Annotated in this window: 26 protein-coding genes; 9 read left to right on the top strand and 17 right to left on the bottom strand. The window is 67.9% G+C overall.

Translation table 11 applies throughout. The features are described from left to right. Nucleotides 1-3: 3 nt before the first annotated feature. The gene (locus WDZ95_RS01600; RefSeq protein WP_425775948.1) at nucleotides 4-1,290 is read left to right on the top strand and encodes a DUF1173 family protein; all 1,287 of its coding nucleotides are present in this window, start codon (nucleotides 4-6) and stop codon (nucleotides 1,288-1,290) included. Here the strand turns inward: WDZ95_RS01600 and WDZ95_RS01595 are convergent. Beyond that, nucleotides 1,208-1,879 (bottom strand): DUF6988 family protein, encoded by a 672-nt coding sequence (locus WDZ95_RS01595; protein ID WP_425775947.1) that lies wholly within the window; start codon nucleotides 1,877-1,879, stop codon nucleotides 1,208-1,210. The genes WDZ95_RS01600 and WDZ95_RS01595 overlap by 83 nt on opposite strands. Nucleotides 1,880-2,032: 153 nt before the next feature. Between WDZ95_RS01595 and WDZ95_RS01590 the strand changes: the two genes are divergently transcribed. Continuing rightward, entirely contained in the window at nucleotides 2,033-3,346 is a 1,314-nt protein-coding gene (locus WDZ95_RS01590; protein ID WP_425775946.1) for a hypothetical protein, read from the top strand. 113 nt (nucleotides 3,347-3,459) lie between these two features. After that, on the top strand, nucleotides 3,460-4,746 hold the full coding sequence (locus tag WDZ95_RS01585; RefSeq protein ID WP_425775945.1) for a metallophosphoesterase family protein: 1,287 nt from the start codon (nucleotides 3,460-3,462) through the stop codon (nucleotides 4,744-4,746). Nucleotides 4,747-5,125: 379 nt separating this feature from the next. Here WDZ95_RS01585 and WDZ95_RS01580 read toward each other — a convergent pair whose 3' ends face one another. Next, on the bottom strand, nucleotides 5,126-5,428 hold the full coding sequence (locus WDZ95_RS01580) for a putative quinol monooxygenase (RefSeq protein WP_056314652.1): 303 nt from the start codon (nucleotides 5,426-5,428) through the stop codon (nucleotides 5,126-5,128). Nucleotides 5,429-5,537: 109 nt separating this feature from the next. On the opposite strand from WDZ95_RS01580, the gene WDZ95_RS01575 reads away from it, so the two are divergent. The 5 genes from WDZ95_RS01575 (at nucleotide 5,538) to WDZ95_RS01555 (ending at nucleotide 12,656) form a co-directional block, all read left to right on the top strand. After that, nucleotides 5,538-6,500, top strand: coding sequence for a GlxA family transcriptional regulator (locus WDZ95_RS01575; RefSeq protein ID WP_056314654.1), 963 nt, complete (start codon nucleotides 5,538-5,540; stop codon nucleotides 6,498-6,500). Between the two features lie 200 nt (nucleotides 6,501-6,700). After that, nucleotides 6,701-9,409, top strand: a complete 2,709-nt coding sequence (locus WDZ95_RS01570) for a DNA repair protein (RefSeq protein WP_425775944.1) — start codon at nucleotides 6,701-6,703, stop codon at nucleotides 9,407-9,409. A gap of 84 nt (nucleotides 9,410-9,493) precedes the next feature. Further along, nucleotides 9,494-10,729, top strand: a complete 1,236-nt coding sequence (locus tag WDZ95_RS01565; protein ID WP_425775943.1) for a site-specific integrase — start codon at nucleotides 9,494-9,496, stop codon at nucleotides 10,727-10,729. Beyond that, complete coding sequence (locus WDZ95_RS01560; RefSeq protein ID WP_425775942.1) at nucleotides 10,726-11,658, top strand: tyrosine-type recombinase/integrase; 933 nt, start codon at nucleotides 10,726-10,728, stop codon at nucleotides 11,656-11,658. Before WDZ95_RS01565 ends, WDZ95_RS01560 begins: the two co-directional genes overlap by 4 nt. After that, entirely contained in the window at nucleotides 11,655-12,656 is a 1,002-nt protein-coding gene (locus WDZ95_RS01555) for a site-specific integrase (RefSeq protein WP_220787806.1), read from the top strand. Before WDZ95_RS01560 ends, WDZ95_RS01555 begins: the two co-directional genes overlap by 4 nt. Nucleotides 12,657-13,050: 394 nt before the next feature. On the opposite strand, the gene WDZ95_RS01550 is transcribed toward WDZ95_RS01555, so the two are convergent. From WDZ95_RS01550 to WDZ95_RS01495, 12 genes are all read right to left on the bottom strand, one after another. Further along, the gene (locus WDZ95_RS01550; RefSeq protein WP_133611083.1) at nucleotides 13,051-13,419 is read right to left on the bottom strand and encodes a c-type cytochrome; all 369 of its coding nucleotides are present in this window, start codon (nucleotides 13,417-13,419) and stop codon (nucleotides 13,051-13,053) included. 2 nt (nucleotides 13,420-13,421) lie between these two features. Beyond that, on the bottom strand, nucleotides 13,422-14,648 hold the full coding sequence (locus WDZ95_RS01545) for a sulfite oxidase (RefSeq protein ID WP_220787804.1): 1,227 nt from the start codon (nucleotides 14,646-14,648) through the stop codon (nucleotides 13,422-13,424). Beyond that, nucleotides 14,645-15,277 (bottom strand): hypothetical protein, encoded by a 633-nt coding sequence (locus WDZ95_RS01540; protein ID WP_246607824.1) that lies wholly within the window; start codon nucleotides 15,275-15,277, stop codon nucleotides 14,645-14,647. Before WDZ95_RS01540 ends, WDZ95_RS01545 begins: the two co-directional genes overlap by 4 nt. Beyond that, nucleotides 15,274-15,807, bottom strand: coding sequence for an RNA polymerase sigma factor (locus WDZ95_RS01535; RefSeq protein ID WP_166643617.1), 534 nt, complete (start codon nucleotides 15,805-15,807; stop codon nucleotides 15,274-15,276). Before WDZ95_RS01535 ends, WDZ95_RS01540 begins: the two co-directional genes overlap by 4 nt. Before the next feature lie 70 nt (nucleotides 15,808-15,877). Beyond that, a complete protein-coding gene (locus WDZ95_RS01530) occupies nucleotides 15,878-16,231 on the bottom strand; it encodes a DUF305 domain-containing protein (protein ID WP_133611087.1) in 354 nt (117 codons plus the stop codon). Continuing rightward, nucleotides 16,228-17,631, bottom strand: coding sequence for a YncE family protein (locus tag WDZ95_RS01525; RefSeq protein WP_425775941.1), 1,404 nt, complete (start codon nucleotides 17,629-17,631; stop codon nucleotides 16,228-16,230). Before WDZ95_RS01525 ends, WDZ95_RS01530 begins: the two co-directional genes overlap by 4 nt. Before the next feature lie 29 nt (nucleotides 17,632-17,660). Beyond that, a complete protein-coding gene (locus tag WDZ95_RS01520; protein ID WP_133611089.1) occupies nucleotides 17,661-18,584 on the bottom strand; it encodes an alpha/beta fold hydrolase in 924 nt (307 codons plus the stop codon). Between the two features lie 207 nt (nucleotides 18,585-18,791). Further along, nucleotides 18,792-19,706 (bottom strand): anti-sigma factor family protein, encoded by a 915-nt coding sequence (locus WDZ95_RS01515; RefSeq protein WP_220787802.1) that lies wholly within the window; start codon nucleotides 19,704-19,706, stop codon nucleotides 18,792-18,794. 19 nt (nucleotides 19,707-19,725) lie between these two features. Next, nucleotides 19,726-20,229: an RNA polymerase sigma factor gene (locus WDZ95_RS01510; protein WP_004306467.1), complete on the bottom strand. Its 504-nt coding sequence runs from the start codon at nucleotides 20,227-20,229 to the stop codon at nucleotides 19,726-19,728. A gap of 85 nt (nucleotides 20,230-20,314) precedes the next feature. After that, on the bottom strand, nucleotides 20,315-20,641 hold the full coding sequence (locus WDZ95_RS01505) for a COG4315 family predicted lipoprotein (protein WP_425776241.1): 327 nt from the start codon (nucleotides 20,639-20,641) through the stop codon (nucleotides 20,315-20,317). A 261-nt stretch (nucleotides 20,642-20,902) separates the two neighbouring features. Continuing rightward, a complete protein-coding gene (locus WDZ95_RS01500) occupies nucleotides 20,903-22,153 on the bottom strand; it encodes a hypothetical protein (protein ID WP_425775940.1) in 1,251 nt (416 codons plus the stop codon). Nucleotides 22,154-22,315: 162 nt separating this feature from the next. Next, a complete protein-coding gene (locus WDZ95_RS01495; protein WP_004306473.1) occupies nucleotides 22,316-22,780 on the bottom strand; it encodes a nuclear transport factor 2 family protein in 465 nt (154 codons plus the stop codon). Nucleotides 22,781-22,961: 181 nt separating this feature from the next. Here WDZ95_RS01495 and WDZ95_RS01490 point away from each other — a divergent pair, with 181 nt between their 5' ends. After that, on the top strand, nucleotides 22,962-23,411 hold the full coding sequence (locus tag WDZ95_RS01490) for a hypothetical protein (RefSeq protein WP_425775939.1): 450 nt from the start codon (nucleotides 22,962-22,964) through the stop codon (nucleotides 23,409-23,411). Here WDZ95_RS01490 and WDZ95_RS01485 read toward each other — a convergent pair. The 3 genes from WDZ95_RS01485 to WDZ95_RS01475 all read right to left on the bottom strand — a co-directional run bounded on the left by WDZ95_RS01485 (nucleotide 23,393) and on the right by WDZ95_RS01475 (nucleotide 26,640). Then, on the bottom strand, nucleotides 23,393-24,310 hold the full coding sequence (locus tag WDZ95_RS01485; protein WP_425775938.1) for an MBL fold metallo-hydrolase: 918 nt from the start codon (nucleotides 24,308-24,310) through the stop codon (nucleotides 23,393-23,395). The genes WDZ95_RS01490 and WDZ95_RS01485 overlap by 19 nt on opposite strands. A gap of 154 nt (nucleotides 24,311-24,464) precedes the next feature. Continuing rightward, complete coding sequence (locus WDZ95_RS01480; protein WP_425775937.1) at nucleotides 24,465-25,499, bottom strand: beta-propeller fold lactonase family protein; 1,035 nt, start codon at nucleotides 25,497-25,499, stop codon at nucleotides 24,465-24,467. 97 nt (nucleotides 25,500-25,596) lie between these two features. Next, on the bottom strand, nucleotides 25,597-26,640 hold the full coding sequence (locus tag WDZ95_RS01475) for a YeiH family protein (protein WP_425775936.1): 1,044 nt from the start codon (nucleotides 26,638-26,640) through the stop codon (nucleotides 25,597-25,599). Nucleotides 26,641-26,648 lie beyond the last annotated feature (8 nt).

Raw genomic sequence — 26,648 nt, 5'->3', positions numbered from 1 at the left:
GGGGTGGACGGGCAGCGCTTTGCGATCGGTGGGCGCTTGGTCGACGCCGACGACCCGCAGCTGCAGGACCTGCTGGCCCAGGCCTACGAGGCGCCGGGCCGGCCGCGCTGCCTGTGCGTGGCCGGCGGCGTCGAGATGTACGTCGCCTTTCATCGCCACTTCCAGATCAAGCGCATGCCCGAGACCGGGGATCGGCACCACCCCGCCTGCCCGAGCTACGAGCCGGGGCCTGCGATGTCGGGCCTGGGCGAACTGGTCGGAGAGGCCGTCGTCCAGCTGGATCCGGCACGGGTGGAACTGCACGTGGACTTCCCGTGGGCGCGTGTACCCGGGCGGCCTGGGGTGAGCCGCGAGCCTGCTGAGCCGTCGGAGGTCGGCCGCACCCGTCGCCGGATGAGCCTGCGGGCGCTGATGCACTTCCTGTTCGAGCGGGCCGGCTTCAACCGCTGGTCGCCGGCCATGGCCGGGAAGCGCAACCAGGCGGTGCTTCACAAGTACCTGATGCAGGCCGCCGAGGCGATCCAGGTGAAGGGCGAGCCGCTGTCGAACCGGCTGTACGTGCCGGAAGCCTTCAACGAGTCCGCGAAGGCCGAGCAGGCCGAACGGCGGCGTGCCCGGCTGTCGGTGCTGCAGCCGCATGACGGGCGTCAGCCGCTGGCAGTGGTTCTGGGCGAGTTCAAGGGCTGGGAGTCCGCGCCCGCGGGCGTGCGCATCTGGATGCGCCACATGCCGGACGCACCCCTGCTGGCAGACGCGCGGACCTGGGCGCGGGTGCAGCGCGGCTTCGCGCCACTCTTCGAGGCGCTCGACTCGGACGGAGGGCGAGGGCTGCGACTCATGCTGGCGGCGCTGATCCGGGCGCGCCGGGAGCACACGTACGAGATCGACCTCGCCAGCCTGATGCTGACCAGCGAGGAGTGGATTCCGCTGGAGGGGGTGCACGAGGCGCCGCTGGTCCGTGCGCTGGTGACGCAGGGACGGCGCTTCGTGAAGCCGCTGCGGTACGACGCGCGGACGGTGGCCGGGTTCGCGAATGCCATCCTGCTGGACGTGGGCGCGGAGCCGGTCGACCTCCATGTCGTCAGCGGCTTCATGGGTGAGGCCGAACAGGGTGCCAAGCGAAGGGCGTTCGAGGCCGCCCTGCCGAGGTCCTGGCTCTGGTTGCCTGGCGATGCCATGCCGGTCCTGCCCGGCCCCTCGACTCGGCTCACCGCTGGAGCGGCGGCATGCAGGCCGCATGCAGGCCCGACAGCCTTCCGACCGAACCCCGCAGGCCGGGATCCTGGCTGACGATCACGATGACGTTGGCCAGCATCAGCGAGAGCAGGTTGCGGTTCTGCAGCACCGACGTCAGCTTTCCTGCCGGGTAGCCCCGCAGGGCGTGGACGACCAGGTGGACACCGCCGTGCACGAACGAGTGCATCACCTTGACGGTGCCATGCAGTCGCTTGAGTTCGGTGGCCGCCGGGCCGGCGACCGCGCCGATGGCATCGATCATGGCGGGGATCGGTGGCCCCATCTGGGGTTCCGAGAGTTCGCCGTCCGGCACCGGCGCGGAGAACTTGTCCAGCCAGTCCTCCTTGGCGGCGTGAAGCACCCAGGCGGCACGGACAACCGCCTCGAACTGCAGGCGGATCAGGCTGAGTGCGGTCCCCATCAGGCCGGCTTCGATCAGGACCCGCTGCGCGATCGCATGCTCGATCGCCGAACGACAGAAGGCCAGGCAGATGGTCGAGCGTCGGGACGACGTGTTCCAACCGGCTCGAAGCAGTGCAAGCAGATCATCGTCGAAGGCCTCGGAGGCGGCGAGTACCCGCCGCAGTTCCTCGTCGTCTATGTCTGCGCTGTCTTGTGGGCTTGAGGGCGACTCGGCTTGCATGAAAGGGGCGGGTTCGGGCGATGCGATTGCACGGGACCATGGCGTGCGGACCGAGTCGAATCATGGCATCCGGACGGCACCCGGGGTTGAAAGCACGGGTCGAGGCGGGACGATGGTTCGTCGGAATCCCCCGACGCCCACCGAGGAACGCCGATGGCCTCTTCTCCATCCCCCGATCCCCGGCCTGCCGTCGTGCTGCACGGCGGGCCTGTGGCTCTGCCCACCCTGCTGGGCAACGGTACGAACGGAACGCCCCGCCTGCCCACGGGCGGAAAGATCCGCGCGGGCATCAAGGTCCTGACCCGTCGGGCCGCCGAGGTGCCGCGTGCGCAGGCGATCTACGAACAGGGCCTGAACCAGGGCCAGTCGTTCGACCAGATCGAGCGTGCGCTGGCCGAGGCCTGCCCTGAGCTCAAGAGCCCGCTCGTTCCGCGCAACGTGCCGTGGTTCACTGTGCGTGCCCAGGACTTCCCGAACCCCGAACTGGCGACACAGATCCTCGACCTCCATGGCGAGGACCGTGGCGAGGGCCGGCGCCTCTATCGCTTCCCGGTGGTGTTCCCGACCGATCGCTGGCAGAGCGTGATGCCGCATGAACTGGCCACCTGGGGTGCGCAGGACAAGCGCTTCTGGTCCGAGTATTCGACCGACGGACGGTGGCGCCACTGCATGACGCACGCCCCAGTGCCGATGGACGCGACCGGGCGCCGCACGGTGCGGCTGTTCGGCGGCCGCAAGACGATCCCGCGCGAGGACAACGGCGGTCTGTGCCAGCCGGAGTCCTGCCCGGAGTACCAGCAGCGGCAGTGCAACCTCACCGGACGCTTCCTGTTCTTCATCCCCGGCATCCGCTCGATCAGCGCCTTCGAGCTGCACACGCGCAGCTTCTACGCGATGAATGCGGCGATCCGCACCTTCGAGACCGTGGCGTTCCTGCGGGGTGGCCGACTGGCCGGCTTCCTGGACCGCCAGGGCACGCCGTTCTACCTGACCAAGCGGCTGATGGAGGTGGCGCACATCGATGACCATGGGCGGCCTGTCCGGGTGCCGCAGTGGATCATCGAACTGGAAGCGCCGGTCGACGTGGCGACGCTCATGCGGGAGCAGGACGATCAGGACACCGTGCTCCTGCAGGCCGATGTTGCCGCCCGCGTGCTCCAGGGGTGCCGGGCGGACGCTTCCTCGACGCCTGGGAAGGGGCCGGAGTCCGTCGACGAACCTGTGGCTGCGAGCGACTCCACGGCAGACGGCATGCCGCCCACGCTGGAGCATGTGCTCGGGCGGCTGGCGGCGATGGGCGTGCCTGCGAAGACCTGGCTGAGCTACGCGGCCACGCGCTGGGGTCCTGGGTGGAAGCTCAATCCGCAAGGGCGGCAGCGGGCCCTCGGCGAGCTGGAGCGCTTCCGGAACGATCCGAAGGGCTATGCGGACAAGGTCAACGCAGAGCTGCAGCAGGTGGCATCGTGAGCGCGCCGGGACGACCGCAAGGCGGTACCGGTGCGCAACGCGCGGAGGCGCCGCGCATCCCGCATGGGCGTCCGCGAGCGCACGGTTCGCACCGTCAGGCGCATCGCTTGCGAGTGGCGCACCTGTCCGACCTGCACTATGGGCCGCGCCACCTGGAGGAGGCCGATCGCTGCTTCTCGGCGGCCGTGGACCGCGCCATCGAACTCGCCATCGATGTGGCCGTGATCTCCGGGGATGCCACCGATCACGCCCTGGACCTGCATGCGCCTGCGGCACTGAGGCTGCTGGCGCAGGTGCGACGGCTGGCCGACCATTGCCCGGTGCTGATGCTCCAGGGCACGTGGTCGCACGAGCCGCCCGGCACGCTGTCCGTGTTCAGGATGCTGGGAAGCCGCCATCGGGTCTTCGTCGCGGACAGGATCGGGCAGGTGGCGTTGATGGGCAGCGGATCGTCTGGGGACCTGTCGGTGACCGATGCGCCTGGCGCCGACCTTTGGCTCGTGTCCGAAGGCCCGCGATTCGCAGAGGTGCCGCCTGGCGCCAGGGCACTGTTCACCTGCATTCCCTCGATCAACAAGGCGGCCGTCGCGGCAGCGGTCGGCGCCACCACTGCCGCCGAGGCCCAGGGCGAGCAACTGGCCTCGCTGCTGCAGGGCTACGCCGGCATCCACGGCCTGGCCCAGGCTGCCGGCGTGCCGACGCTCGCGGTGTCGCATGGCACGGTCTTCGGCTGCGTGACCGAGCACGGCGTGCCGATGGCCGGGTTCGACCACGAGTTCACCACCGGGGCGCTGTTCAGCACCGGCGCGCAGGCCACCTTGCTCGGCCACATCCATCGGCACCAGGTCTGGACGCAAGGGGAGGGCGAACGTCGCCAGTGCATCGCCTATGCCGGGTCCATCGGTCGCTTCCACCACGGTGAGCAGGGCGACAAGGGGTTCCTGCTGTGGGAACTCGGACCGGACGGGGTGGACTGTCGCCTCGAACCGAGTCCTGCGAGACGGACGCTGGACATCGTGTTCGAGGGCCGACCCGACATGGACCAGTTGCGAGAGGCGGTTCGCGCGCAGGAACTGGTCGGCGTCAGCGTGCGGGTCCGATGGACCGTGGCCGACGAGGACCGGCACGAGGTGGACCGCGGGGCTATCGAGCGTGCCTTGTCCGGCGCCGCCGCTGTCCAGCTCGAAGGGCGGATCGTGCCTGTGGTGCGCACCCGCGCGCCCGGCATCTCGCAGCTCGTCAGTCTGGCCGACAAGGTCAGGGCCTGGGCCACGGCGACGGACGTCCACGCGCAGCCGCTGCTGGAGTGCCTGGAACGGGTGACGACGACCGAGCCCGAGGACATCGTCGCGGCAGTCCTGGCGCCGCATGCCGACGAAGTTTCGGGAGCTGATGCTTAGCGCGAGCGACCGCTGGTGTACAGACAGCAGGCGCCTTGGCCGCGCCGAACATGACCCGCTGACGACCCTGAACCGACATCCACGGCCCTGAATCCGGCGTCACGAAGCGGTCGGCCCGGTACGCCGGTCGCCCCGTGGACGGCACACGCGGGTAGACGGTAGTCAGCGCGATGGAGGCGCAACGCGCGGGTTAAGACCGTGCGGCCTAGCCGCCCTCTCCCAGAGGCGGTTTGTGGCAGCGACGACTTGGTTGCGACCACCGCCGGCAAGAGCGGTTCAATCGGGATCGGTTTGAAGGAGCGGCGCACGAGGACAGGACCTCTTCATCCCGATCACTCAAGCCATGTGGAGCTTCACATTTGCCGCCGCGGACAGCTCGTCAGCCAGGCAATTTCGCCGCCAGCAGCTCGATCTTCTCGATGTTAGGCGGTGTACTGAGCAAGGCGGCTGCGTTCGCCATCAACGCGGCGGCGATCTGGCCGTGCAGGTGAGCCTCGCGGCCGGCCTCGTCCGCAAAAGCGTCAAAGACGCCGAACGTCGATGGGCCGAACTTCAATGCGAACCAGGCGGTGGTGCCCGATTCGGCGTTGGCGAGCGGCAACGCGCTTCTCAGAAAGTCGGCAACGGCGATTTCCTGGCCAGGCTTGGCTTCAAGGCGGACGAACAGGGCGAACTTGGTCATGGAGTGATCCTCTGGTTGAACGGGTGAAAGCTTTGGCGAGTCCGAAGTCTCCGGTGCCACGGCAGTTTTTGCTAGTGGCAGGAATGACAACATTGATATCATTTCCGCCATGAATCTGCACCTTCTTGTTCTCGATGGCGTGTTCGACCTGGGTCTTGCTGCACTCATGGACACACTGAGCACGGCCAATGAACTGGCAGGCTCGCTCGCACAGGCGCCGCCGCCCATCAACGTCACGTTGGTCGGCGTTCGGCGTCGCGTGCGCACCGCGCACGGTCTGGCGGTACCGGTCGTGCCAGTGCACCGCGTGCAAAACCCTGACGTTGTTCTGGTGCCCGCACTCGGCGCCAAGATGCCAGACGCACTCGCCGCGCGTCTCGCGCATGCGGACGTGGCCGACGCGGTCGTCGCGTTGCAGCAATGGTCAAGCGCCCGCGCGGCCGCTGGCGCCGCCTGCACTGGCACGTTCTTGCTGGCGGAAAGCGCGCTGCTAGATGGCCAGCGCGCCACAACTTCGTGGTGGCTGGCGCCAATGTTTCGGCAGCGCTATCCGCACGTGGTGCTCGACGAGTCCCGCATGCTTGTGAATTCGGCCGGCTTCACCACGGCCGGCGCCGCCTTGGCTCATCTCGACCTGGCATTGAGCGTCGTGCGCAGCCGTAGCCCAGCGCTGGCGGCTCTGGCGGCGCGATACCTGCTGGTAGAGGCCCGCGGCTCGCAAGCTGAGTTCGTGATCCCCGATCACCTGGCCCATGCCGACCCGGTGGTCGAGCGCTTTGAGGGCTGGGCCAGGCAGCAACTCGCGCACGGGTTCTCTCTCGCCGATGCGGCCATCGCAGCGGGCGCCAGTGAACGCACCTTGGCGCGGCGCGTGCAAAGCGTATTGGGCAAGACACCCCTCTCGTACTTCCAGGATCTGCGCGTCGAGCGTGCGGTGCATCTGCTGCGAACCGGCAGCGAGAGCGTCGACCAAATCGCCGCACAGATCGGCTATTCCGACGGTGTGACCCTTCGCAACCTGTTGCGACGCAAGCTGGGCCGCGGCGTGAGGGAGTTGCGTGCACGTGCCTGATCGGCGCCGCGTGGTGCAGCTCAATGAAGTGCCCGAATGCTGCCGGTACTGAACGTCTGCAGATGGCCGTCTGTGTGAGTCTGTTCGCCCGGGTCGAATGCGCGGGCCCGGATCTTCAGCGGTCACTCGGCGCATAGACCTTGATGCCGGAAATCTGAGTGGCAGTCTGTTCGGACGCCCACTCCAGAACAGGACGCATCATGCAGCCGCTTTCACTCAGGCTCCGGGGCTTCAGGGGCATCCGCGACGGCCTCGGGCTGGACGAGCTGACCCTCGATCTGGAGCGGCTGGCCGATGGCGCCGCGCTGGTCGCCATCGCAGGCGCCAACGGCCGCGGCAAGTCCACGGTGATGGACAACCTGCATCCCTACCTGACCATGCCGTCGCGGGCGGCGCAGGCCGGGCCGGGCGGTTTCTCGTACTACGACCAGGCCTGTCTGCCCGAGAACGAGAAGGATCTGCACTGGGCGCACGCCGGGCGCTGCTACCGCTCGCAGGTGGTCATCCGAATGAACGGTCGAACCGCGAGCCGCCGCAGGACCGAGGCCTACCTGCTGATGCTCGATGACGCCGGCACGTGGTCTCCCGCCGCGCTGCCCGACGGCACCGTCTCCGATGGCAAGGTCGAGACCTATGCGCGCTGCGTCGAGGCCATCTGCGGGCCAGCGGACACCTTCTTCACGTCGGTCTTCGCGGCTCAAGGGAAGCGGCAGCTCAGCGCCTACCGCAACGGCGAGATCAAGGCACTGCTGGCCGACCTGCTGGGGCAGGAGGACATCCGCGCGCTCGGTCAGAAGGCGGGCGAGACGGCGCGGCAGTTGAAGGCGGCGCTGGCGGCATTGCGCGCTGAAGCGACCGCGTTCGATGCCGAGCGCCAGCGGTTGGAGGATGACGCCCGTCGATGGCACGGCGTAGACGAGAGGGTCAAGGCGGCGCAAGCCAGCCGGCAGGCGGCCCACGAACAACGGGAGGCTGCGCGAACGCACGAGGCGTCGTTGATGGCCCTGCAGGAGCAGGCGAAGGCTGTCGAGAGCCGGCGAGCGCAGTTGGTGGAGGAACTGGCGGGCGCCCGTGCCGAGGGTGATCGCACCCTGCAGGACCTGCGCACGCAGGACCGGGAGGCAACGGAGCAACTCGCACGGCTCGATGGTCGTGTGGCGCAGCGTGTCGCGCAGGCCAGGGCGCAGCGCGAACGACTGGAGGCCCGCATCCGGTCCCTGCAGCGGGTGCTGGCGGACGAGGGCGCGGTGGCTCGAGCCGGCCGCCGTCTGCCGCAGGCGACAGAGGTGGTGCGTCGCCGCGAGGACCGCGTGCTGGCGCTTCGCGATGCCGTCCAGGACCTTGCGCGTCGTCGCGATGCTGTCGCAGGGATCGGGCAGCGGCTGGCATCGCTCGAGCGCGAGGCGGGCCAGGCCGCGCTCCAGGCGGAAGACCTGAGCCGCCGCCTGGCCCTGAGCAACCGCGTGCCCTGCAGCGGCATGCCCATGCAGGGTCAATGCACCCTTTTGTCGGACGCACGCGAAGCGACCGCGCTGGCGCCGAGCGCCCTGCAGCGGATTCGTCAACTCGCTGCGGAGCGGGACAGTCTTCGGCTTGAACTGCAGGCCCAGCAAGAGGCGGTGAGCCTCAACGTTGGCGCACCGCAGAGCCTGAGCCGAGCCGAGTGCCAGTCGAGGCGAGCCCTGGCCCGTCAGACGGCCTATGCCGCCTTGGCTGCGCGCGGGGCGGAGATAGGCCAGGCGCGCGCGGGTCTTGTCGAAGCGGAGGTCGAACTCGCCGCTCTTCCTCCAACTCAAGACCCGTCGGCCGGGGCGGACATCGCGATCGACACCGACTCCGAGGCTGCTGAGCGCCAGCAGATCATCGCCAGCCGCATGCGCGTTGCCGAGCGAGTCTCGCTGCTGGAAGCTCAGACCCAGGCGGCCATCCAGCGACTCCAGACCGCGATCGATGCACTGCCGTCACCGCCGGATGCTGCGCGGCTCGTACAGGCCCGGGCCCAGGTGGAGCGCTGGCAGGGTGTTCTCGAAGAGGCGGAGCGCGCGCATCTGGCCGCTGTCCGCGACGCGCAGGCGCTTGCCGCCCTGTCGACCCAGATGGAGGAGCATGGCCGGAGGCGCGACGCAGCCGCAGCCCGCACGGCACGGGTGGAGCAGGAACTCGCCAACTGGCTGCTGTTCACCCGCTGCATGGGCAACGATGGCCTGATCGCGCTGGCCATTGACGATGCGGGCCCGACGTTGTCAGGCCTGGTGAACGATCTGCTGCTGGCCTGCTATGGCCCGCGCTTCACGGTGGCCATCGAGACCCTGCAGGAGACGGCCAAGGGCGAGCAGCGCGAGGGCTTCGACATCCGCGTCTACGACGCGGAGTCGGGCGAGGCCAAGAGCGTCACGGCGATGAGCGGCGGCGAGAGGGTCTGGATCTCATGCCGTGATCGGCATGAGATCCACTATGCCGAGACCCCGGATATGCCGAGTTCGCGATCCGGCCGGCGTCCCCGCCCCTGCAACTGCGCCGCAGGTACCTGCGAAGCGATGCGGCATAGCACGTCGGGATCCGGGACGCTGAGCCCCGACGCGCGCGGTGGCAAGAGCCTTAGCCTGATGAGCGGCGGTGAGCGAACCTTCATCGACGCCTGCCTGACGCGCGCGATCGCCCTGTACTTGGCCCAGAACACCGGACGGCGATTCGACACGCTGTTCTCCGACGAGGCCGATGGGCCGCTGGACCCAGAACACAAGCGCATGTTCATGGCCATGAAGCGCGAAGTCCTTCGGCTCGGCGGCTACCGGCAGGAGTTCTTCATCACCCAGACCCCGCACCTCGCAACGATGGCCGATGCAGTCATCGACCTTGACGCCATGCAGGCCGAGCCGCGAGCGGGCATCGATGCTTCCGATCGGTGACACGACCTACTCGGGTTCAGGGGTGGAACCTCACTGCCATATGTTCGACTCCACCGGGGACGGTTTCTCCGGAAGGAGACCCTCATGGAAGAGTTGTTTGTGCGCCCGCGCGCACTGATGCGGATGCGCGAGGGCCCGCTGGGCGTGTGCATCGATTCCTTCATCGATTCATTGGCAGCAAAGGGCTATAGCCGCGACTCACGACGCCGCGCCGCATGGTTGGTTGGAGACTTCAGCCGGTGGTTGGACGGACGCGGCGTAGCCGCCGCGGCAGTAGCCGAAGAGTCGGTCGATACCTTCTTGCGAGGCCGCAGGCGCCGTCGCGCCCCAAGGGCCGAAGACCGTTCGACGCTGCTGAGGCTGCTCGCGCATCTGGCGGCACAGGGCATCATCTGCACACCCTCAGCTGAGCGCACTCCAACTGCGGTTGAGCAGATCGAGGCCGAGTATGTCGACTACATGCGCCACGAGCGCAATCTGGCGCCTGCAACCATCCGCTCCAACCGGATCACGGCCAGAAATCTGTTGACGTTCCTCTTCGCCAACGGGCCTTTGACGTTCGACAGCGTGGGGGCGCCGGACGTCATGGCGCACATCAGGCTGGCGACGAAGACCTGCCGTCCGAACTCTGCATGCAGAGTCGTCGGTGGAGTTCGGGCGTTCCTACGGTTCGCGCTTTACCGCGGCTGGCTCGACACCGATATGTCTTCGCACATACCGGCGCCTGCTGTTTGGTCGCAATCATCGATCCCCCGCTCGCTCCAGGACGATCAGGTTCTGCACACCCTCGCCCAATGTGATCGGGCTAAGCTGAGTGGGTGTCGTGACTACGCGGTCATCGTCCTACTTGCGCGGCTCGGGCTGCGGGCTGGCGAGGTGGTAGCACTACAACTGGAGGACATCGACTGGCACGCCGGCGAGTTGCTGGTTCGCAATGGACAAACCCGAGTCGATCGCCTCCCGCTTCCATACGAGGTGGGCCAAGCGCTGGCGCAATACTTGAGCGAGGCCCGGCCACGCTGTTCCTCCCGGCAGGTCTTCCTTCGAGCACAGGCACCGATCGAGGGCTTCTCCAGTGGTACCGCTGTTGCAGCGATCGTCCGCCGCGCGCTTCAGCGCGCCGGCATCGATGTGCCGAGCAAGGGAGCGCATGTGCTCCGTCACACCTTGGCCACACGACTGCTGCGCGAGGGGTCGTCGCTGCCCGAGATCGGCGAAGTGCTGCGTCACCGCCAGCAGCAGACAACGACGATCTATGCGAAGGTGGATCTTCGCTCCCTGCGGGCCGTCGCTCCTTCTTGGCCGGGAGGTGCGCAATGACGCCGCTGAGACAGGCTGCCTCCGACTACCTTGCACTCCGGCGAGCGCTCGGGTTCAAGCTTCGGGCGAACGAAGATGCGCTGATCGAGTTCACGGACTTTCTCGACCGGCGCGGCGTCACGACCATCACGGCGGCCGCCGCCGTAGAGTGGGCCCTGAGCAAACCATCCACGCGCCCTGGCTTCGCCGCCGATCGGCTGCGTCGGATTCGCGGCTTCACGCTCCACCACCGGTTGCTCGACCCTGCCACGGAGGTCACCCCCGCCAACCTCCTTCCTTCACATCGGCATCGGCGACAACCGTACCTGTACTCGGACGATGAGCTTGCTCGCTTGATGGCTTGCGCGTTGACGCTGCCTCCTACAGATGGCCTGCGAGGGGCGACCTACCACTGCCTCTTGGGGCTGCTCAGCGTCACCGGGATGCGGCTCGGTGAGGCGATCCGTCTCGAGGTCGGCGATGTCGATCTCGACCAAGGCTTGCTGACCATTCGGCAGACGAAGTTCGGCAAGTCTCGGCTGGCTCCGATTGCTGACTCGACCAGGTCAGCACTCGCGGAATACCGCGCGCACCGCGATCGCTTCGCCAAGCGGCTGGCGCCTCCGCGGTTCTTCATCTCGGGTCGGAGGACGGCGCTTGACCCGGGACACATCCATCGGACCTTCTATCAGTTGCTCGACCAAGCGGAGGTGCGCGCCTCCGCGGGTGCTCCACGCCCTCGGTTGCATGACCTGCGCCACCGCTTTGCCATCCAAACGTTGCTGCGCTGGTACAGATCCGGCCAGGATGTAGAGCGCCACCTGCCGACCTTGTCAACCTTTCTGGGTCACGTGCGCATTGAGTACACCTACTGGTACCTCAGCGCGTGTCCCGAGTTGATGGGCCACGCGCTCGCCCGGTTCGAGCGTCACTGGGAGAAGCTGTCATGACGGCCGCGACTGGCAATCTCCCTGTGCTGCTGGAGGGGTTCTTCACCCGAAGACTCATGCAGCAGCGGCAGGCAAGCGCCCATACGATCGCGTCCTATCGTGACACCTTCCGGCTCTTCCTCCGGTTCGCCCAGAAGCGCCTCAAGGTTGCCCCGAGCGCGCTGGTGTTGGAGCAACTCGACGCGCCGCTGATCGCGGCGTTCCTTGCCGACCTTGAGCACGAACGCGGCGTGACTGCCAGAAGCCGGAACCTGCGGCAGAGCGCCATTCGGTCGTTCTTTCAGTACGCCGCCTTTGAATCGCCTGGTCATGCAGGCCTGATCCAGCGGGTCCTGGCGATTCCCAGCAAGCGGTGCACTCGCAAGCAGGTCTGCCATCTGACACGTGAAGAGGTCGAAGCCTTGCTTGCCGCACCCGATCGGACCACATGGGCGGGGCGGCGCGACCATGCCCTGTTGTTGCTTGCGGTTCAGACCGGGCTGCGTCTGTCCGAGATCACCGGTCTACGAGCCGCCGATGTCAGGCTCGGCACGGGCGCCCACGTCCACGTGCTCGGGAAAGGGCGCAAGGAGCGCTGCACGCCGCTGGCCAAACAGACACAGGCAGCGTTGCGGTCATGGATGAGCAGCGACTTGGGACCTGAGCCCGTCATTCTGTTCCCGAGTGCCAGAGGCAACCGCCTCAGTGCCGACGGCGTCCAGTACCTTGTGGCCAAGCACGTTGCCACAGCTGGCCGGACCTGCGCATCCTTGACGTGCAAGCGCGTGACGCCACATGTGTTGCGGCACACCACGGCGATGGAGCTCCTTCAGGCTGGAGTAGATCGGTCGGTGATCGCGATGTGGCTTGGCCACGAATCGCTGGAGACCACTCAGATTTACCTCGATGCCGATCTGACGTTGAAGGAGCGTGTGCTGGACACGGTTGCGCCTCCCAGTGTGCAGGCCAGGCGCTATCGGCCGGAGGACAAGTTGATGGCGTTCCTCAGTGCGCTCTGAACCGGTCGCACTCCGTCATCGGCTTGCCAGTGTTGCATGCCGCCGCCGTGTGCGTACCGGCGGCGGCCATGCGGGCAGGCCTCGGCTAACCGTCCATGAGGGCTCCAGAACAACCATCTGGGACCGCAGGGCCTCGGCATTGGCGATGACCACGAAGGGAGTTGGCGGAACCCGCGCGAAGGACTGCTGTGCTCAGATCGCGCTCGTTCGTGCCGTCGCCCTGACTGTTCCAGATCGACCCAATCCAGTCTGTCGAGGAGTTGAGAAGCAGTCGCTGCCGACGGCGGCGACCGATGAAGATGCCCTGCGTTTCGGTGCCAGTCAGCGTCTTGCGGCCCGCGCGGACGAGCCTTTATCGGTGGGGATGCACCACAGATTCCACCCACCTGAAGTCTCACTTGGCACCCCCGCTGGCCTTCGACACATACAGCGACAGAGCCTCAATCTCTGCATCGGTGAGCTTGTCCTTGTACGAAGGCATCTGGCCCAGCCCGTTGCGCAGCGCCTTCGCCACGCGCGCAGCGTCGGGCTTCAACTCGTCCAGCACCGGGCCGACGGCGCCCTCGGCGCCCGCGGCCTGCAAGGTGTGGCAAACGGCGCACGACGGGACGACGCCTTGCAGGAACAGCTTCTTCCCTAGCGCGAGTTGCGCCCTGTCGTCGGCCGCCAGCGCGGGTAGAACGGGCAGCGCCAAGCCGGCGACGAGCACCGACGCGACCCTCATTGCATGCAACATGAAGCGCTGCTGGATGGTGCTGCGCATGATCAGGCCACCGTCACTTTCACGGCGTGGTCGGCCCAGCTCGTGTTGTTGTAGCCGCCGGCGTTTTCCATGCGCTGCTCGGGTTGCACGTTGCCTGCCGTGTCGGTGGCGCGGCTGGCCAGCGTGTGGCTGCCGGCCGGCAGCCTGGCCGGCAGCACGAACTGGCGCCAGGCATAGCGGCCAAGGTCGGGCCCGGTGAGCCGCGCGTCGCTCCAGGTCTTGCCGCCGTCCAGCGACACCTCGACGCGCTTGATGCCGTTCAGCCCGCCGAAGGCCACGCCCTGCACCTGCACCAGGCCGGCCCTCACGCCAGCTGCGTCGGGTGCGGGCGAGTTGATCCACGACTTGACCGTCATCTCCTGCACCGACGGCTGGCTGGGTTCGCCCTTGCCGCCCGGCGGCGAGATGCGGTAGCCATGCGACATGATCTTCGCGTCCGTCTCCTTGGCCGTGAAGGCCAGGCGCTTGATGTACTTGATGTTGTTCACGCCGGTGTAACCGGGCACGATCAGGCGCAGCGGGCCGCCGTGGGCCAGCGAGATCGGCACGCCGTTCATTTCCCAGGCCAGCAGCGCATCGGCCATGGCCGCGGCCGGCACCGAGCGCTCGACGATGATGCTCAACGGGTCCAGGCCTTCGGGCAGCTTCTCGCCGCCGGTGCCAGTTAGGAAGGCCGCGCCGGGCACCACGCCGCCCAGCGCCTCGGCCACCACCCGCACCGGCACGCCGGTCCACATCACGCAGCCGGCCGCGCCCACCTGCCAGGGCGTACCGCTGGGCTTGCTGGGAAAGTAGCCGCGGCCATTGCCTGAGCACTGCAGCACCATCGCAGTGGTCTCCACGCCCATCGTCTTCAGCTCGCGCAGCGTCAGCTTGCGCGGGGCCTTCACGCCTTCGATGGCCACTTCCCACGCGTCGCGGTCGGCCACGATGGAGGCGTCGGGCGCCGGCAGGTTGTTGCGGATGTAGAGCTGCTCGGCCGGCGTGATGACGCCACTGCCGAAGGCCGCGCGCTTGGTCTCGATGGTGGTGCTGCTGTGCACGATGACGCTGGCCGGGTCTTTCCAGGCCACGTAGGCGGGCAGCGGCTTCGGCGTGGCGGTGGCCACAGGGGTTTCCCCCGCGGCGGCGGCGCCGCGCGTGAAGGTCGCCAGCCCGGCCGCGGCCAGGGCGCTGGCGCTGCCGGCCAGCATCTGGCGCCGCGGCAGCGAGTTCAAGGTCTTGTTCATCGGGTCTCCTTGGGGGTCGTTGTGGAATTCGGTGGGGACATGTCGGTGGCTGGGCCGAACTGGCTTTGCGCCACGGCCAGGGCCTGCTTCTTCTGCGCCACCAGCACCAGCGGCTTGCCGTCGCGCGAGGTGATGACTTTCCAGTGGACATTGCCCCACCAGCCGCTGCCCTCCGTCAGCGCAACGGCCTTGTCAAAGGCGAACACGGTGACCATGCCGCCCTTCTCGAAAAAGGTGGTGAGGTGGTAGACCAGGTGGCCGTCGATGTCGCAAGGCCGCATCAGCTGCGGAAAGCCCGGCACGACTTGCTTGCCACCTAGCCCCAGGTGCTGAAGCAAGGGCGCGCTGTCCATAAAGGTGCCGCGCAATGTGCGCTCGAAGTATTCGTGCTCGATGGCGCCGCGCACGAGTTCGGGCGGGCGCATGGCCAACACGGCGCCAGTGCCGCTGCCGGCCAGCAGCAGGCCCAGGACAGCGCGCTGGAAGCTGCGCCGCGCCAGAAGTGGCTGCGCCTTGCGGAACAGGTGCGCCGGGGCGGCGTCGGCGGGATAAGCCAGCGCGAGCTCGGCGCGTGCGCGCAGGTCGAAGTCACTGTCGGGGAACTCGGGGGGTCGGAATTCGGGCGTCATGTCTGGATCTTCCTCAACGGCGTGACCTGGCCGCCGCTGGTCGCCCGCACGGGCACGCCCATCACCTGCTTCAGCGCGTCGCGCGCACGGGCCAGGCGCGACAGCACGGTGCCCGGCGCGATCTCCAGCGCCTCGGCCATCTGCGCAGTCGGCATGTCGTCGAAATAGAACAGCACCAGCACTTCGCGGTGAATGGGCGCCAGCCGTGCGAGTGCCTTGACGACATCGAGCTTGTCGTCCAAGCCGGCGTCAGGCGCGGTCTGCTCGGGCTGCTCTTCATCGTCCAGCGACTGCATGCTGGGCACCGCCTGGCGGAAGGCGGCGCGGCGCATGATCTGGAACAGCCAGGCCCGTGCCAACGCCCCATCCCGCAACTGCTCGCGGTGTTTCCATGCGTTGGCAAAACAGTCCTGCACCACGTCTTCGGCGATCGCGCGCGAGCCGGTCAGCGCCCAGGCGCTGCGAAGCAAAAAGCGGTAGTGGTCCCGCACCCAGGCGTTGTAGCGGGACTCGGCAGACTGCAAGAGCATGGTGATCAAGAGCGACCGGCGCTGCTGTTCATTCCACGGCCATCGTCAGTGCTTACCCTGAGCCCAGCAATCAAGGCCCCCGCGTGCCGCCCAGCGAGGGGAATTCGGCCGCCGAACCCGTGCCGGACGGCTTGCGCAAAGCCGCCAGCCGCCGCGTCATGCTTTCGATCTCGATGGTCTGCCCGGCGATGATCTCCTCGGCCAGTTGCCGCGTGGCCGGGTCGCGGCCGTGCTGCAGCACCAGCCGCGCCATGTCGACGGCGCCGGCGTGGTGCGGAATCATCATCGCCAGGAAGTCGATGTCGGCCTGGCCCACGTAGCCCGGGCCGTGCATGTCTTGCATCATGCGCGCCATGGATTCGTCCATCTCGCGCTGGAAGGCATTGACTCCAAGCTGTGCGCGGCTGCCCTTCATGCCTTTCATGCGGTCTGGCCCTTCGCACCCACGCGCACGTAGACAAGGTTGATGCTCTTCTTGTTGCGCAATGCGCCCGAAGGCAGGGCCAGGTTACCCAGCGGAATCTGCGCGATGAAGGCCGGCTTGAACGGGTCGCTCACGTCGAAAGCGCTGCACACCGTTTGGCCGGCGTTGGGCGTGCCGGGCAGTTCGTCCTGTTCGTGCGCCACGTAGAGCAGCGTGTTCTCGGGGTTGGTCCACAGCCCGTGCGATTCGCGGCCGTGGCTGAAGAAGGTGCCCACCACCTTGCGCTGGCCGCCCGCGGCGCTGCGGTCGATGATGGCGATGGGGCTGGATGCCACGCCGCCAGGGCCGCCGTCGTCGATGCGCGCCAGGCTGGCGTAGACCACGCTGCCGCGCGCGTTGCTGACGAACTCGACGTGGTTGGGCCGCGCGCCCATGCCCAGTGGCACGCTGTCGACAAGATCGAAGCCGCCCTGCGTCGAGCGGCACGACAGCGCATCGGCCAGCTTGTGCGAGAACCACACCTCGGCGCCATCGGACGTGGTCTTCATGAAGGGTGTGAAGCCGGGCTTGTCCTGGGCGCTGATGTCCAGCGTGGTCACGCGCTGCGGCTGGCTGCGGCCATCGGCGCCCGCGTTGACGCGGAACACGTCGACCTGCGACACCTTCTGGCTGGCCACGAAAGCCAGCGTGCCTTCGCGGTTGAACCACACCTGTGCCGGGCCGTTCAGCGTCGGCAGGAACTGGCGGACGGCCGTCGAGCCCGCGCTGTCGGCGCCCTTCAACTGGCGCACGGCGCGGTCGACGTCGAGGATGGCAATGCGGTCTTCACCGCGCAGCGTGACCCAGAGCTCCTTTCCGTTGCGCGTGAAGGTGGGCTCGTGCGGCTCGCGGCCCAGCAGCAGGCCGCTGCTCAGGCGTTCGGGTCGGGTCGTCGGGCCGGCGGCCGGGTTGGGCGTGTTGCCGATGACGCGGCGCTGCTCGGCGTCGATCAAATAGATGTTGCTGGAGCCGCGCCCGCTGGTGGCCAGCAGCCGGCCGTCGGGCGAAGGCACGGCGCCGTGGGCGTCGATGCAGCCGTGGTACAGCGGCTTGTGGATCATGGCAGCGTGCGTCGGCGCCACGCCGGCCGTGACGTAGCGGAATGGCGGGCGCGGGTCTTCGTCGAAGCTGGTCAGGTTGATCGTGCTCTCGACGGTGTTGGTCTTGGGATCGATGACGACGAGCGTGTTGGAGTCTTCGTTGGTGATGAAGACGCGGTCGCGCGGGTCGATGCCGGGGCCGGCTGCGGTACCGGATCCGGTGCCGGGTGCGGCTGGTACCTGGGCTTGCACTGCGGGCAGCGCGCTGGCTGCAGCAGCGGCGAGCGAGTACTTGAGGATGTCGCGGCGTTGGGTGGTCATGGGTGCTTTCGATGTGGAGTGGGGAGCGGTCAATGCCGCGCCAGGAAAGGCATCAGCAGCGCGGCGAAGGCCTGCGGTGAACGCACGACGGCGTCGTGGTTGCTGTTCGGGATGGTGGCCAGTTCGGCCTGGGCGGCGCAGCGCTGCCAGGCGGCAGCGGACAGCGCCCACAAGGGCCGCGTGTCGGCGCCCACGGTCACCAGCGCCGGTGCGCGGATGGCACCCACCATCTCGCAACTGATGGGCTGTGGCGGCGCGTTCAGGGTCAGCGGCACGGTGCGCTGGTTGTCCAGCACCATGCGCTGCAGCGCCACGGGCTCGGCGTCGAAGCCGCCCGGCGGCAGCTTCAGCACGAATTCCCAGAACTGGCGCATCGCCGCTGGCGTGTCACCGCCGTTGGCGACGGTGCGGATGCGGCCGACCTCGCCGCCGAAGGCCGCGATGGCGGCCTTGCCCTCGGGCGTGCCGGTGATCAGGCTGCCGATGGTGGGCTCATGCAGGGTCAGGCTGCGGAACAGCTCGGGGTGCTGGCTGGCCGCCAGCGTGGCCACCGAGCCACCGTAGGACCAGGCCACGACGTGCACCGGGCCGGCGCCCAAACTCTGGATGAAGGCTGCCAGGTCAGCGGCGTGCATGGGCTGCGAGAAGCGCGCACCGCTGTCGTCCCATGGCTGCACGCCGAAGTAGCGCTGGTTGACGGCGATGTAACGGTAGCGCGCCGCCACTTGCGGGCGGTAGGCGTCCCACACGCGCTGGTCGCTCATCGAGCCGTGCACGAAGACCACCGGCACGCCCTGGCCTTGTTCGATGTAGCGGATGTCAGTGTCGTTGACGCGCACCTGCTTCTCGACGGGCGGTGCAGATGCGGGTACTGCAGGTGTCGGCGTCTGGCAGCCGGCCAGGGCCAGCGTCAGACTGAGCATCAAGCTCAAGGGCAGGGCAAGGGTGGGCATGGCGTCTCCGGTGGCGGGCTGGGTTCGGGCGCCTGCCAGCTTGCGCCGGTAGGACGTGTGGACGTGTGGACGTGTGGACGTGTGGACGTGTGGACGTGTGGACGTGTGGACGTGTGGACGTGTGGACGTGTGGACCAAGAGCGCGCCGCGCGCCGTTTGATTCCACTGCCGACTAAAAGAAGTGCCACACCGGCCCGTCCGCGGCCATCAGCGCCGGGCGCCCAGCTGCTGGTAAACCGCGGCCGACACCTGCGCCAACACGCTGCGGTCGGCGTCTGACGACAAGGCGTAGCCGAAAGGCCCGTCAACCCAGTAGAAGACATTGACCGCGCCTTCGCGCGCAAAGCGGAAGGCCGTGTCGGCGTTCTTCGCGCCCGGCTGGGGCGCCCCGCCCGGCCCGGCCGCGCTGCCCACGTCAGCGACGTCGTTGGACACATACAGCGTCAGCTTGCTGCCGAGTTCATTGCGGTACATGAACTGCGCCACCGGCCCCTGGCCACCCGGCAGCAGGCGTCCGCCCTCCAGCGTGTAGCCCTGCGACTGCAGGTGCGGCGGCTTCATCGGCGCGCCCATGCGCTTGGACAGCCAGGCCACGAGCTGGTCTTCGTGCGCGGCGTCCACTTCCACGGGCCGGCGCGCATCGGGGCTGTAGACCGCGTGCGCGACGGCGGCGCGCTGCGCGAAGCCGCTGGCAGACACCAGGGTCAGGCCACCCGGAGCCGGTTGCACAGCCGCCATGCGCGCCGCATCGTCACCGCCGGCGCCGGGCCCGACGCCGCGCAGCCCCCAACCGGTGGCGCCGCTCATGACGGCAATGGCCAACCCGGCGGCCAGGCGCTGCAGGTACCAGGGCGTTGGAGCTACGGCGCGCGGGCGCGCCGACTTCAGCAGGCGTTGCGGCGGCTGCTCGTCCAGCACGGGGTCGAACAGGGCGTGCAGCTCGCGCTTCTGCGCACGGTAGGCCTCGACGCGCTGCGCATCGTCGGGGCGCGCGGCCAGGTAGGCGGCGATCTCGGCCTCACGCTCTGCGGGCAGACGGCCATCGACAAACGCATGCAGCTCGGCCTCGGTGACCGGGGGGGTGGGCGGGAGGGTGGGCGGCGATGGGCGATCGGTACTCATAGGGTGCTTCGCAATGCATTCATTTGACGACCTTCAGCCGCACGGGTTCGGCACGACCTTCCATCAGGCCGCGCAGGCGCTCACGGCCGCGCGACAAGCGCGACATCACCGTGCCGATGGGAATGCCCAGGGCCTGCGCCACGTCGGCATAGGCCATGTCTTCCAGCGCCACCAGCAGCAGCACTTCCTTCTGCTCGACGGGCAGCAGGTCCAGCGCGGCCTGCAGGTCCAGCACCGCCAACCTGTCGCCTTGCGTCGGCATCACCGGCACCTCGGGGGTGTCATCGTCCATGGTCACGGTGTGCAGCCTGGGCCGGCGCACGCCATCGACGTGCAGGTTGTGCATGATGCTGAAGAGCCAGGCGCGCATGTCCGCCACGCTGCCCCACAGGCCCGACTTGGCCCAGGCCCGCTCCAGCGTGTCCTGCACCAGGTCGTCGGCGTCGTCACGGTTGTTCACCAGCGCCCGGGAATAGCGGCGCAAGCGCGGCACCCAGCTCAGCAGTTGATGGTCGTCGTTCATCAAGATGTTGACGATGGGGTGAGCCCGCGCGAAGCTGGGTGTGCAGGCGGGTGTACAGGCGGGTGTACAGGCGGGTGTACAGGCGTCATTCCTTGATGATGTGCCAGACCTGTTTGAAGTTGTCGCCGCTGCGGTCGCCGGCCTTCTGGTCGGCCTTGTAGGTGTACACCGGCTTGCCCTTGTAGGCCCACTGGCGTGACCCATCGTCGCGAGTGACGATGCTGTAGGCACCCGTGGTCTGGTCGGTGGCGGTGGCCATCATCGGCGGCCACAGCGCGGCGCAGCCGCCGTTGCAGGCGCTCTTGCCGCTGTTCGCCACGTCCTGGTCGAAGGTGTAGAGGGTCATGCCAGCGGGTGTGACGAGCGCGCCGCCAGACAACATGGCGGGCGCCTTGGCAGGCGGCTCGACCATGTTGGCACAGCCGGCAGTGACCAAAAAAGTTGCCGCCGATGCGGCGATGGCGAGGGTTTTGAACATGGGAAGCTCCGTGGAGGTGGTGGCGGATCGGGCAGCGTGGGTGAGATGTTGCTCACATCGGGGCAGACGGCACGCTCAGGCCTTTTATTCCGCAGGCGTGAAAAAAAGATGGGGTGTTGGTTGTGCAGGGTGGCGGGCTGCCGCTGCCCTGTGCGTCCAGCGCGGCTCCATGGTCGGAGCCGCGCGGCCTCGTTCTCAGGGTGCGGGCGTCAGGTTTTGGCCGTTCTCGACCGGGCTGATGCCCACGACGTGGCTGACGCTGCGGGTGCGGTTGGCGTTGTCGGTGACCCGGGCGGTGATCGTGACCGAACGCTTGCCCGCAGGCATCAGGAGCGATCCCCCCACCACCCAATCGGCCGTCGTCACGACATAGCCGTCAGCGTCCAGCTCGCTGCCGGCAACGTTGAAGATCGGCGCCAGGTTCGAGCCCGCCGGCACCACGTTGCCGTTGGGCTGACGCAAGGGCACGTCGAAGGTCACGTTCAGACCCGGGAAATTGCGGTTCGTGCCGTTGCTGGGATGCGTGATCGGGTTCTGGATCTGGCTGCCATCCAGGATGGTTCCCAACACCGAGCGGGCCGCCGTGCCTTGGCCGTTTTCGCTGACGCCGATGCCGTGACGCGAGCGGTCCAGCGCCGCCACTTGAATGAAGAACAGCGATGCATTCGCAGGCGGCGTCGGATTGCCGGTTTGCGGCCCGGGTGACACACGCGACGGCACGCGGGGCGCAATCATCGTCACCTCCGGTCCGTCCGCGTCGTCGATGCCGTCATCGAACACATCGATCGGAAGGGGCGTCAGTGCCTGCCCCGATGTGATACCGCCGCGCAGCACCGCCATCGAGACCCTGTCGAAGCCGATGCGACCGGCGGTGTCGACCACGGCGGTGGTGATGTTGAAGCGGCTCGTGTCGAGCGGCAGCGATTCAAGCACGTGCCAGCCCAGCCACAGCGTCACGCCCGCGCCCGGCGTGTCGTCAGTGCCCAGGATGTTGAAGAGGTTCGCCAGGTTGGTGTTCTTCGGGATCACGCCACCGTCGGGCTTGACGAGGTCGGTGTCGAGGAAGACATAGAGGCCCGGAATGTTCGGGTTGATCTGGCCGAGCAGCGCGGTGTTTCTGATGTTGAGCGATTCTTTCGCGGCGATCGGTGTCGCGTCGCGCGTGACGACCTCGATGTTCAACACGAAGCCGGTGCCATTCACGCTGCCTGCGCCAATGCGGCCTTCGCCCGGCACGATCTGCGAATCCGCCAGCGGCGAGACGATGCGTGCGATCGGTGCGAGGTCGCCGCGTGCGCCCATGCCGTCGCGTATCTTGGTGATGTTGGTATAGGTCAGGGATTCAGCGCCGTCTGCGGCGTGGCCGGGCAGTGAAGCAAGGCCTGCCGCGGCCGCGAGAGCAGCGTGCATCAGCACAGCCGAAAGTTTGGAAAGCGGGTGTCGCATGGGGAGCTCCTGGGGGGATGGGTGAGCAGTGCGTTAACCACTTCAAACAGGTCGACGCACGGGCGCTTGCGGGTATTCCGTTGTCAACTGCGGGGAATGAACCCGAACGACGCAGGTGCGCACCGCCCCCGGTCTGGCCCGGTGCGGCGCGGCGCTGGTGCATCAGTAGGTCGCGGTCTTGCCGGCGGTTTCGGCCGTGGCTGCCAGGGCGACGTTCAACTTGGGGTCGATCTGCCACGTTTCGCTGACGATCTTGCCTTCGCGGTAGGTCAGCACGTAGCGCACCTTGATGGGCATCTTGCCTTCGAAGACGACGTTGGCGGAGACCGTCGAGCCCTTGGGGTTGGCCGATTCTTCGATGGAGCCGATGGTGAGCTTCAGCGGGCCGACGGCCTTGCCGAACTTTTCCCAGGTGCCGCGGATGGCGTCGGTGGTGGCGTAGGTGCCGTCCAGCGGGCCGCCGACCCAGTTCAGCTGGGCCTGGTCGGCGTAGGCGCGCATCACGATCTGGGTGTCGCCCGAAGCGATGGCCTGGAAGTGCGTGCGGGCGTCGTCGGAAGGGGCGGCGAAGGCGCTGCCAGCGGCAAGCGTCAGGGCAGTGGCAGCAAAGGCGAATGTCTTGAACATGGAGGGCTCCGTTGAAGGCTTGATGTGAAGTGAGGGGTGGTCGGTGGTGGATGAAGGGTCCATGAGGTCCCGACACAAGGGCAGACGGCGCCGGCAGGCGGTCTATTCCGGCCCACGCAAAAACTTTTTCTGTCACGCCATCGGCAGTTGACCCGCCCGACACGCTCCACCAATTGCTCCGATGAAGCGAACCCTGACCTTCCTGCTGCTGGCCAGCTTGTTCACCGCCGCGACCGGTGCGCTGGCGCAAGGCATCACCGACCCCATTGGCGACCTACTGCCCACGTACATCGGTCCGCAGAACGGCGACGTGGATGTGGCGAGCGCGTTCGCCGGCTACGACCCGGCCAGCGACACCTTCAGCTTCTCGGGCACCTTTGCCGACGCCCTCGGCACCACGGCGGGCGCCTTCTACTTGCGGGGCCTGGACCGCGGTGTCGGCACCGAAGGTTTCGTGAGCGGCAGTCCATCGGTCGGCCGGAGCGTGAAGTTCGACGCCGCCGTGTTCCTGTGGCCCGACGGCATGGCTCGCGTGATCGCCTTCGTGGGGTCGGTGGGCACGGGAGTCGAACTCGGGGCTGGTACCGGCACTATCGCCGGCGGCTGCGCGCCTCAGGGCGCCAGCCGCTGACCGTCTTGCGCAAACACCACCCCGCCGGCGTAGTGCGCGGCAATCGACGCCTTGACGGCATCACGCTGCGCGTCGAGCGCAGGTGACAGGTGGCTCAGCAGCAGCTGGCCTGCGCGCACCGCATCGGCCACTTCGCCGATGGCCTTGGGTGGCGTGTGCAAGGTGTACAGCACGTCGGGCGAGCCGGGTGGGTCGAGCACCACGCTGTTGAAGACCAGCAGGCTGGTGCCTTGGGCGATTCGCCGCAGACCCGCCAGCCCGCTGGCGTCGATGTCGCCGCTGAAGGTGATGCTCTTGCCGGCGTGGTCGATGCGGTAGACCACCGCCGGTGCGTCGCGGTGGTGGCCGGCCACGGCGCTGATGCGCAGGCCGCCCTCATCGAACACCGTGTGCACTTCGGGCAGGGCTGACGCCGTGGCGGGTGCGTCGATGTCGTTCACTTGAAAGCGCAGCGGCGCCGAGAAGTCCTTCAGGTAGCCGAAGGCGCCCTGCTTGCCGAACAAGAGGTCGATGAAGCGGCTGGTGGCCGGGAAGTCGGCATCGTCGGCATCGAGCGCACGCCGCCCTGCCGGCCCGAAGATCTTGAAATCGACCGGCCCGCGGTTGGACACCGCACGGGCCTTGAAGAGGCCTGGCAGTCCACCGGCATGGTCCACATGAAGGTGCGTCAGCAGCACGATGTCGGCCCGACCCAGCGCCAGCTTGGCTTCACCCAGGCGCACGAAAGATCCCGGGCCGGCGTCGACGAAAACACGCGCCACGCCATCCACCAACACCACGAAGGCCGAGCCCGCGCGGCCGGTGGCACCCGGGCCGCCCGAGCCCAGCACCACGAGTTCCAGCGCCGGCGGGGCGGCCGTCTGGGCCTGAGCTGCGAACGCGGCGGGCAGCGTGCACATGGCCAGACAAAGTGCCGCCAAGCGGCGCCGGCAGGGGTTGGCCAGAGTTTTCATTCGATCCTTTGTGCGGGCGGGGCGACAACGGGGCGAACCGGAAGCGGCAAGCCCCCGGCTCGGTCGTGCGGTGCGCCGGTTCTCTGACAGTTCCCGGTTTTCAGTACGCCGCCACCGCCTGCGCAGCGGCCACCGTGGCGACGATTCGCTGCCCGGCACGCTCGACCTTGGAGATGCTCAGGTCCTCGTTCAGCACGTAGGCCGTCTTGCCGTCGCGCGTGAACACGATGGCCTGGCGCGGCTGCTTGAAGCCGGCGATGGTGGCGACCACCTTCAACGTGGCCACGTCGATCACCGACACCGTGTTGTCGGCCAAGTTGCCCGAGTAGACGAAGCGGCCGTCGGGCGTGAGCGCGGCGCCGTAGGGGTCGCGGCCCACCGGCACGGTGCCGGTGACGCGGCGCGCGGCGATGTCCACCACCGCGATGTCGTTGCTGCCGCTGTTGGCCGCAAACAGGGTCTTGCCGTCGGCGGTGACGGAGATGGCGCGGATCTTGTTGAAGCCGGTGATCTCGCCCTCGATCTTGTCGGTCTGCGTGTCGACGATGGTCACCTTGTCGCCCAGGAAGTTGGTGACGTAGAGCTTCGCGCCGTCCGGGCTCAGGCGCACGCCCTGGCGCGGCTGCGCAAAGCCGGTGATCACGGCCTTGGCCTGCCCGCTGGCGGTGTCCAGTCGCGTCACCGTGCTGCTGGCCTGGTTGTTGACATACAGCGCGCTGCCGTCCTTGCTGAGCGCGGTGCCGAAGGCGCCGGGGCCGGCCGCCAGCGTCGACGCGGTGGCCAGCGGCTTGAGCGTGGTGGTGTCCAGGCGCGTCACCGTGCCCAGGCTGCTGTCGGAGACATAGAAGCTCTTGCCGTCGGGCGCGAACACGATGTTGCGCGGCGTGACGTAGCCGCGCAGCACACCGCGCACGGCACCGGTGGCCAGGTCGTAGACGATGACGTCCGGGCGCTCGCTGTAAGACACCACGGCGGTGGCCTCGTCGGGGCTCAGCGCCAGCGAGTTGTTGCGGATCTGGCCGTCGAAGGTGATACGGGCCGGGGTGACTTCGGCGGCGCCTGCGGGCAGGCTGGCCGCCACCAGGACCAAGGTGCTGCACAAGGCCAGCGCGGTGGTGCGGAAGAAGGTATTCATGGGATGTCTTTCGTCGAGGGATGAAAAGAGAAACAGGTTTGCTTTGGTGGACGTTGACGGCCGGCGGCGTATTCCGTCGGGCCGTGAATTCGAGGCTTCAGCCCAGCAGGGCCGGCACCCAGCGGTTGATCAAGGCACCGCCGACGATGAGCCAGCCGAGCAGGATCAGCGCCAGCAGCAACGGCTTGGCACCGGCCTTGCGGATGGCACCGATGTGCGTGGCCAGGCCGAGTGCGGCCATGGCCATGGCCAACAAAGCGGTGTCGATCTCGGTCGTCACCGCCACCACCGAGGCCGGCAGCCACTGCAGCGAGTTGAACAACACCACCGCGACGAAGCCGAAGGCGAACCAGGGCACGGCGAGCTTGCCTTGAGCGTGGCCCGTGGCGGCGGAAGTCTGGGCGTGGCGTTTGTCGTCACGTGCCAGCCAGGCCGACAACATCACCAGGAACGGCGCCAGCATCATCACCCGCACCATCTTCGCGATGACGGCCGAGTTGGCCGCGTCCGGGCCCACCGAACGCGCCGCGGCCACCACCTGGGCCACCTCGTGGATGGTCGAGCCGGCATAGATGCCGAAGCCGTTGGCGCCACCCGGAATCAGCGCCCAGTGCTGGTTCAGCTCGAACAGCGCCGGGTACAGGAAGATCGCCAGCGTGCCGAACACCACCACCGTGGCCACCGCCACCGTTACCTGCTCGGCGCGCGCCTTGACCACCGGTTCGGCAGCCATCACCGCGGCGGCGCCGCAGATGGAGCTGCCGGTGCCGATCAGCATCGCCGTCTTGCGGTCCAGGCCCAACCAGCGCGTGCCGATGAAGCAGGCCAGCGCGAAGGTCGAGCCCAGCACCAGCGCGTCGATGGCGACGCCGGCGATGCCGACGTGGCCGATGTCCTGCACCGTCAGCCGCAGGCCGTACAGCACGACCCCCAGGCGCAGCAGGTTCTGCTTGGACACGTTGACGCCGGCACCGCTGGCCGCGGCCAGGCGCGGGACCAACGGATAGACCGTGTTGCCGACGATCATGCCCAGCACGATGGCCAGCGTCAGCGCACTGAAGCCGTGGTCCTGCAGCCAGCCGATGCGGCCTAGCGCCATGCCCGCACCGGCCAAAGCGCCGCTCAACACGAGGCCAGGCATCAGTGCCG

It is taken from the genome of Hydrogenophaga sp. T2, assembly GCF_049843535.1.
Lineage (GTDB): Bacteria > Pseudomonadota > Gammaproteobacteria > Burkholderiales > Burkholderiaceae_C > Hydrogenophaga > Hydrogenophaga crocea.
The sequence above is the reverse complement of the archived record's forward strand: the minus strand, read 5'-3'. Positions and strand labels throughout refer to the sequence as shown.

What these genes read in the sequence shown, in the direction of transcription:
- WDZ95_RS01595 (WP_425775947.1), bottom strand. Translation starts at nt 1,879, where the DNA reads ATGCAAGCCGAGTCGCCCTCAAGCCCACAAGACAGCGCAGACATAGAC.
- WDZ95_RS01590 (WP_425775946.1), top strand. Translation starts at nt 2,033, where the DNA reads ATGGCCTCTTCTCCATCCCCCGATCCCCGGCCTGCCGTCGTGCTGCAC.
- WDZ95_RS01580 (WP_056314652.1), bottom strand. Translation starts at nt 5,428, where the DNA reads ATGACCAAGTTCGCCCTGTTCGTCCGCCTTGAAGCCAAGCCTGGCCAG.
- WDZ95_RS01575 (WP_056314654.1), top strand. Translation starts at nt 5,538, where the DNA reads ATGAATCTGCACCTTCTTGTTCTCGATGGCGTGTTCGACCTGGGTCTT.
- WDZ95_RS01570 (WP_425775944.1), top strand. Translation starts at nt 6,701, where the DNA reads ATGCAGCCGCTTTCACTCAGGCTCCGGGGCTTCAGGGGCATCCGCGAC.
- WDZ95_RS01565 (WP_425775943.1), top strand. Translation starts at nt 9,494, where the DNA reads ATGGAAGAGTTGTTTGTGCGCCCGCGCGCACTGATGCGGATGCGCGAG.
- WDZ95_RS01560 (WP_425775942.1), top strand. Translation starts at nt 10,726, where the DNA reads ATGACGCCGCTGAGACAGGCTGCCTCCGACTACCTTGCACTCCGGCGA.
- WDZ95_RS01555 (WP_220787806.1), top strand. Translation starts at nt 11,655, where the DNA reads ATGACGGCCGCGACTGGCAATCTCCCTGTGCTGCTGGAGGGGTTCTTC.
- WDZ95_RS01550 (WP_133611083.1), bottom strand. Translation starts at nt 13,419, where the DNA reads ATGCGCAGCACCATCCAGCAGCGCTTCATGTTGCATGCAATGAGGGTC.
- WDZ95_RS01545 (WP_220787804.1), bottom strand. Translation starts at nt 14,648, where the DNA reads ATGAACAAGACCTTGAACTCGCTGCCGCGGCGCCAGATGCTGGCCGGC.
- WDZ95_RS01540 (WP_246607824.1), bottom strand. Translation starts at nt 15,277, where the DNA reads ATGACGCCCGAATTCCGACCCCCCGAGTTCCCCGACAGTGACTTCGAC.
- WDZ95_RS01535 (WP_166643617.1), bottom strand. Translation starts at nt 15,807, where the DNA reads ATGCTCTTGCAGTCTGCCGAGTCCCGCTACAACGCCTGGGTGCGGGAC.
- WDZ95_RS01530 (WP_133611087.1), bottom strand. Translation starts at nt 16,231, where the DNA reads ATGAAAGGCATGAAGGGCAGCCGCGCACAGCTTGGAGTCAATGCCTTC.
- WDZ95_RS01525 (WP_425775941.1), bottom strand. Translation starts at nt 17,631, where the DNA reads ATGACCACCCAACGCCGCGACATCCTCAAGTACTCGCTCGCCGCTGCT.
- WDZ95_RS01520 (WP_133611089.1), bottom strand. Translation starts at nt 18,584, where the DNA reads ATGCCCACCCTTGCCCTGCCCTTGAGCTTGATGCTCAGTCTGACGCTG.
- WDZ95_RS01515 (WP_220787802.1), bottom strand. Translation starts at nt 19,706, where the DNA reads ATGAGTACCGATCGCCCATCGCCGCCCACCCTCCCGCCCACCCCCCCG.
- WDZ95_RS01510 (WP_004306467.1), bottom strand. Translation starts at nt 20,229, where the DNA reads ATGAACGACGACCATCAACTGCTGAGCTGGGTGCCGCGCTTGCGCCGC.
- WDZ95_RS01505 (WP_425776241.1), bottom strand. Translation starts at nt 20,641, where the DNA reads ATGGTCGAGCCGCCTGCCAAGGCGCCCGCCATGTTGTCTGGCGGCGCG.
- WDZ95_RS01500 (WP_425775940.1), bottom strand. Translation starts at nt 22,153, where the DNA reads ATGCGACACCCGCTTTCCAAACTTTCGGCTGTGCTGATGCACGCTGCT.
- WDZ95_RS01495 (WP_004306473.1), bottom strand. Translation starts at nt 22,780, where the DNA reads ATGTTCAAGACATTCGCCTTTGCTGCCACTGCCCTGACGCTTGCCGCT.
- WDZ95_RS01490 (WP_425775939.1), top strand. Translation starts at nt 22,962, where the DNA reads ATGAAGCGAACCCTGACCTTCCTGCTGCTGGCCAGCTTGTTCACCGCC.
- WDZ95_RS01485 (WP_425775938.1), bottom strand. Translation starts at nt 24,310, where the DNA reads ATGTGCACGCTGCCCGCCGCGTTCGCAGCTCAGGCCCAGACGGCCGCC.
- WDZ95_RS01480 (WP_425775937.1), bottom strand. Translation starts at nt 25,499, where the DNA reads ATGAATACCTTCTTCCGCACCACCGCGCTGGCCTTGTGCAGCACCTTG.
- WDZ95_RS01475 (WP_425775936.1), bottom strand. Translation starts at nt 26,640, where the DNA reads ATGCCTGGCCTCGTGTTGAGCGGCGCTTTGGCCGGTGCGGGCATGGCG.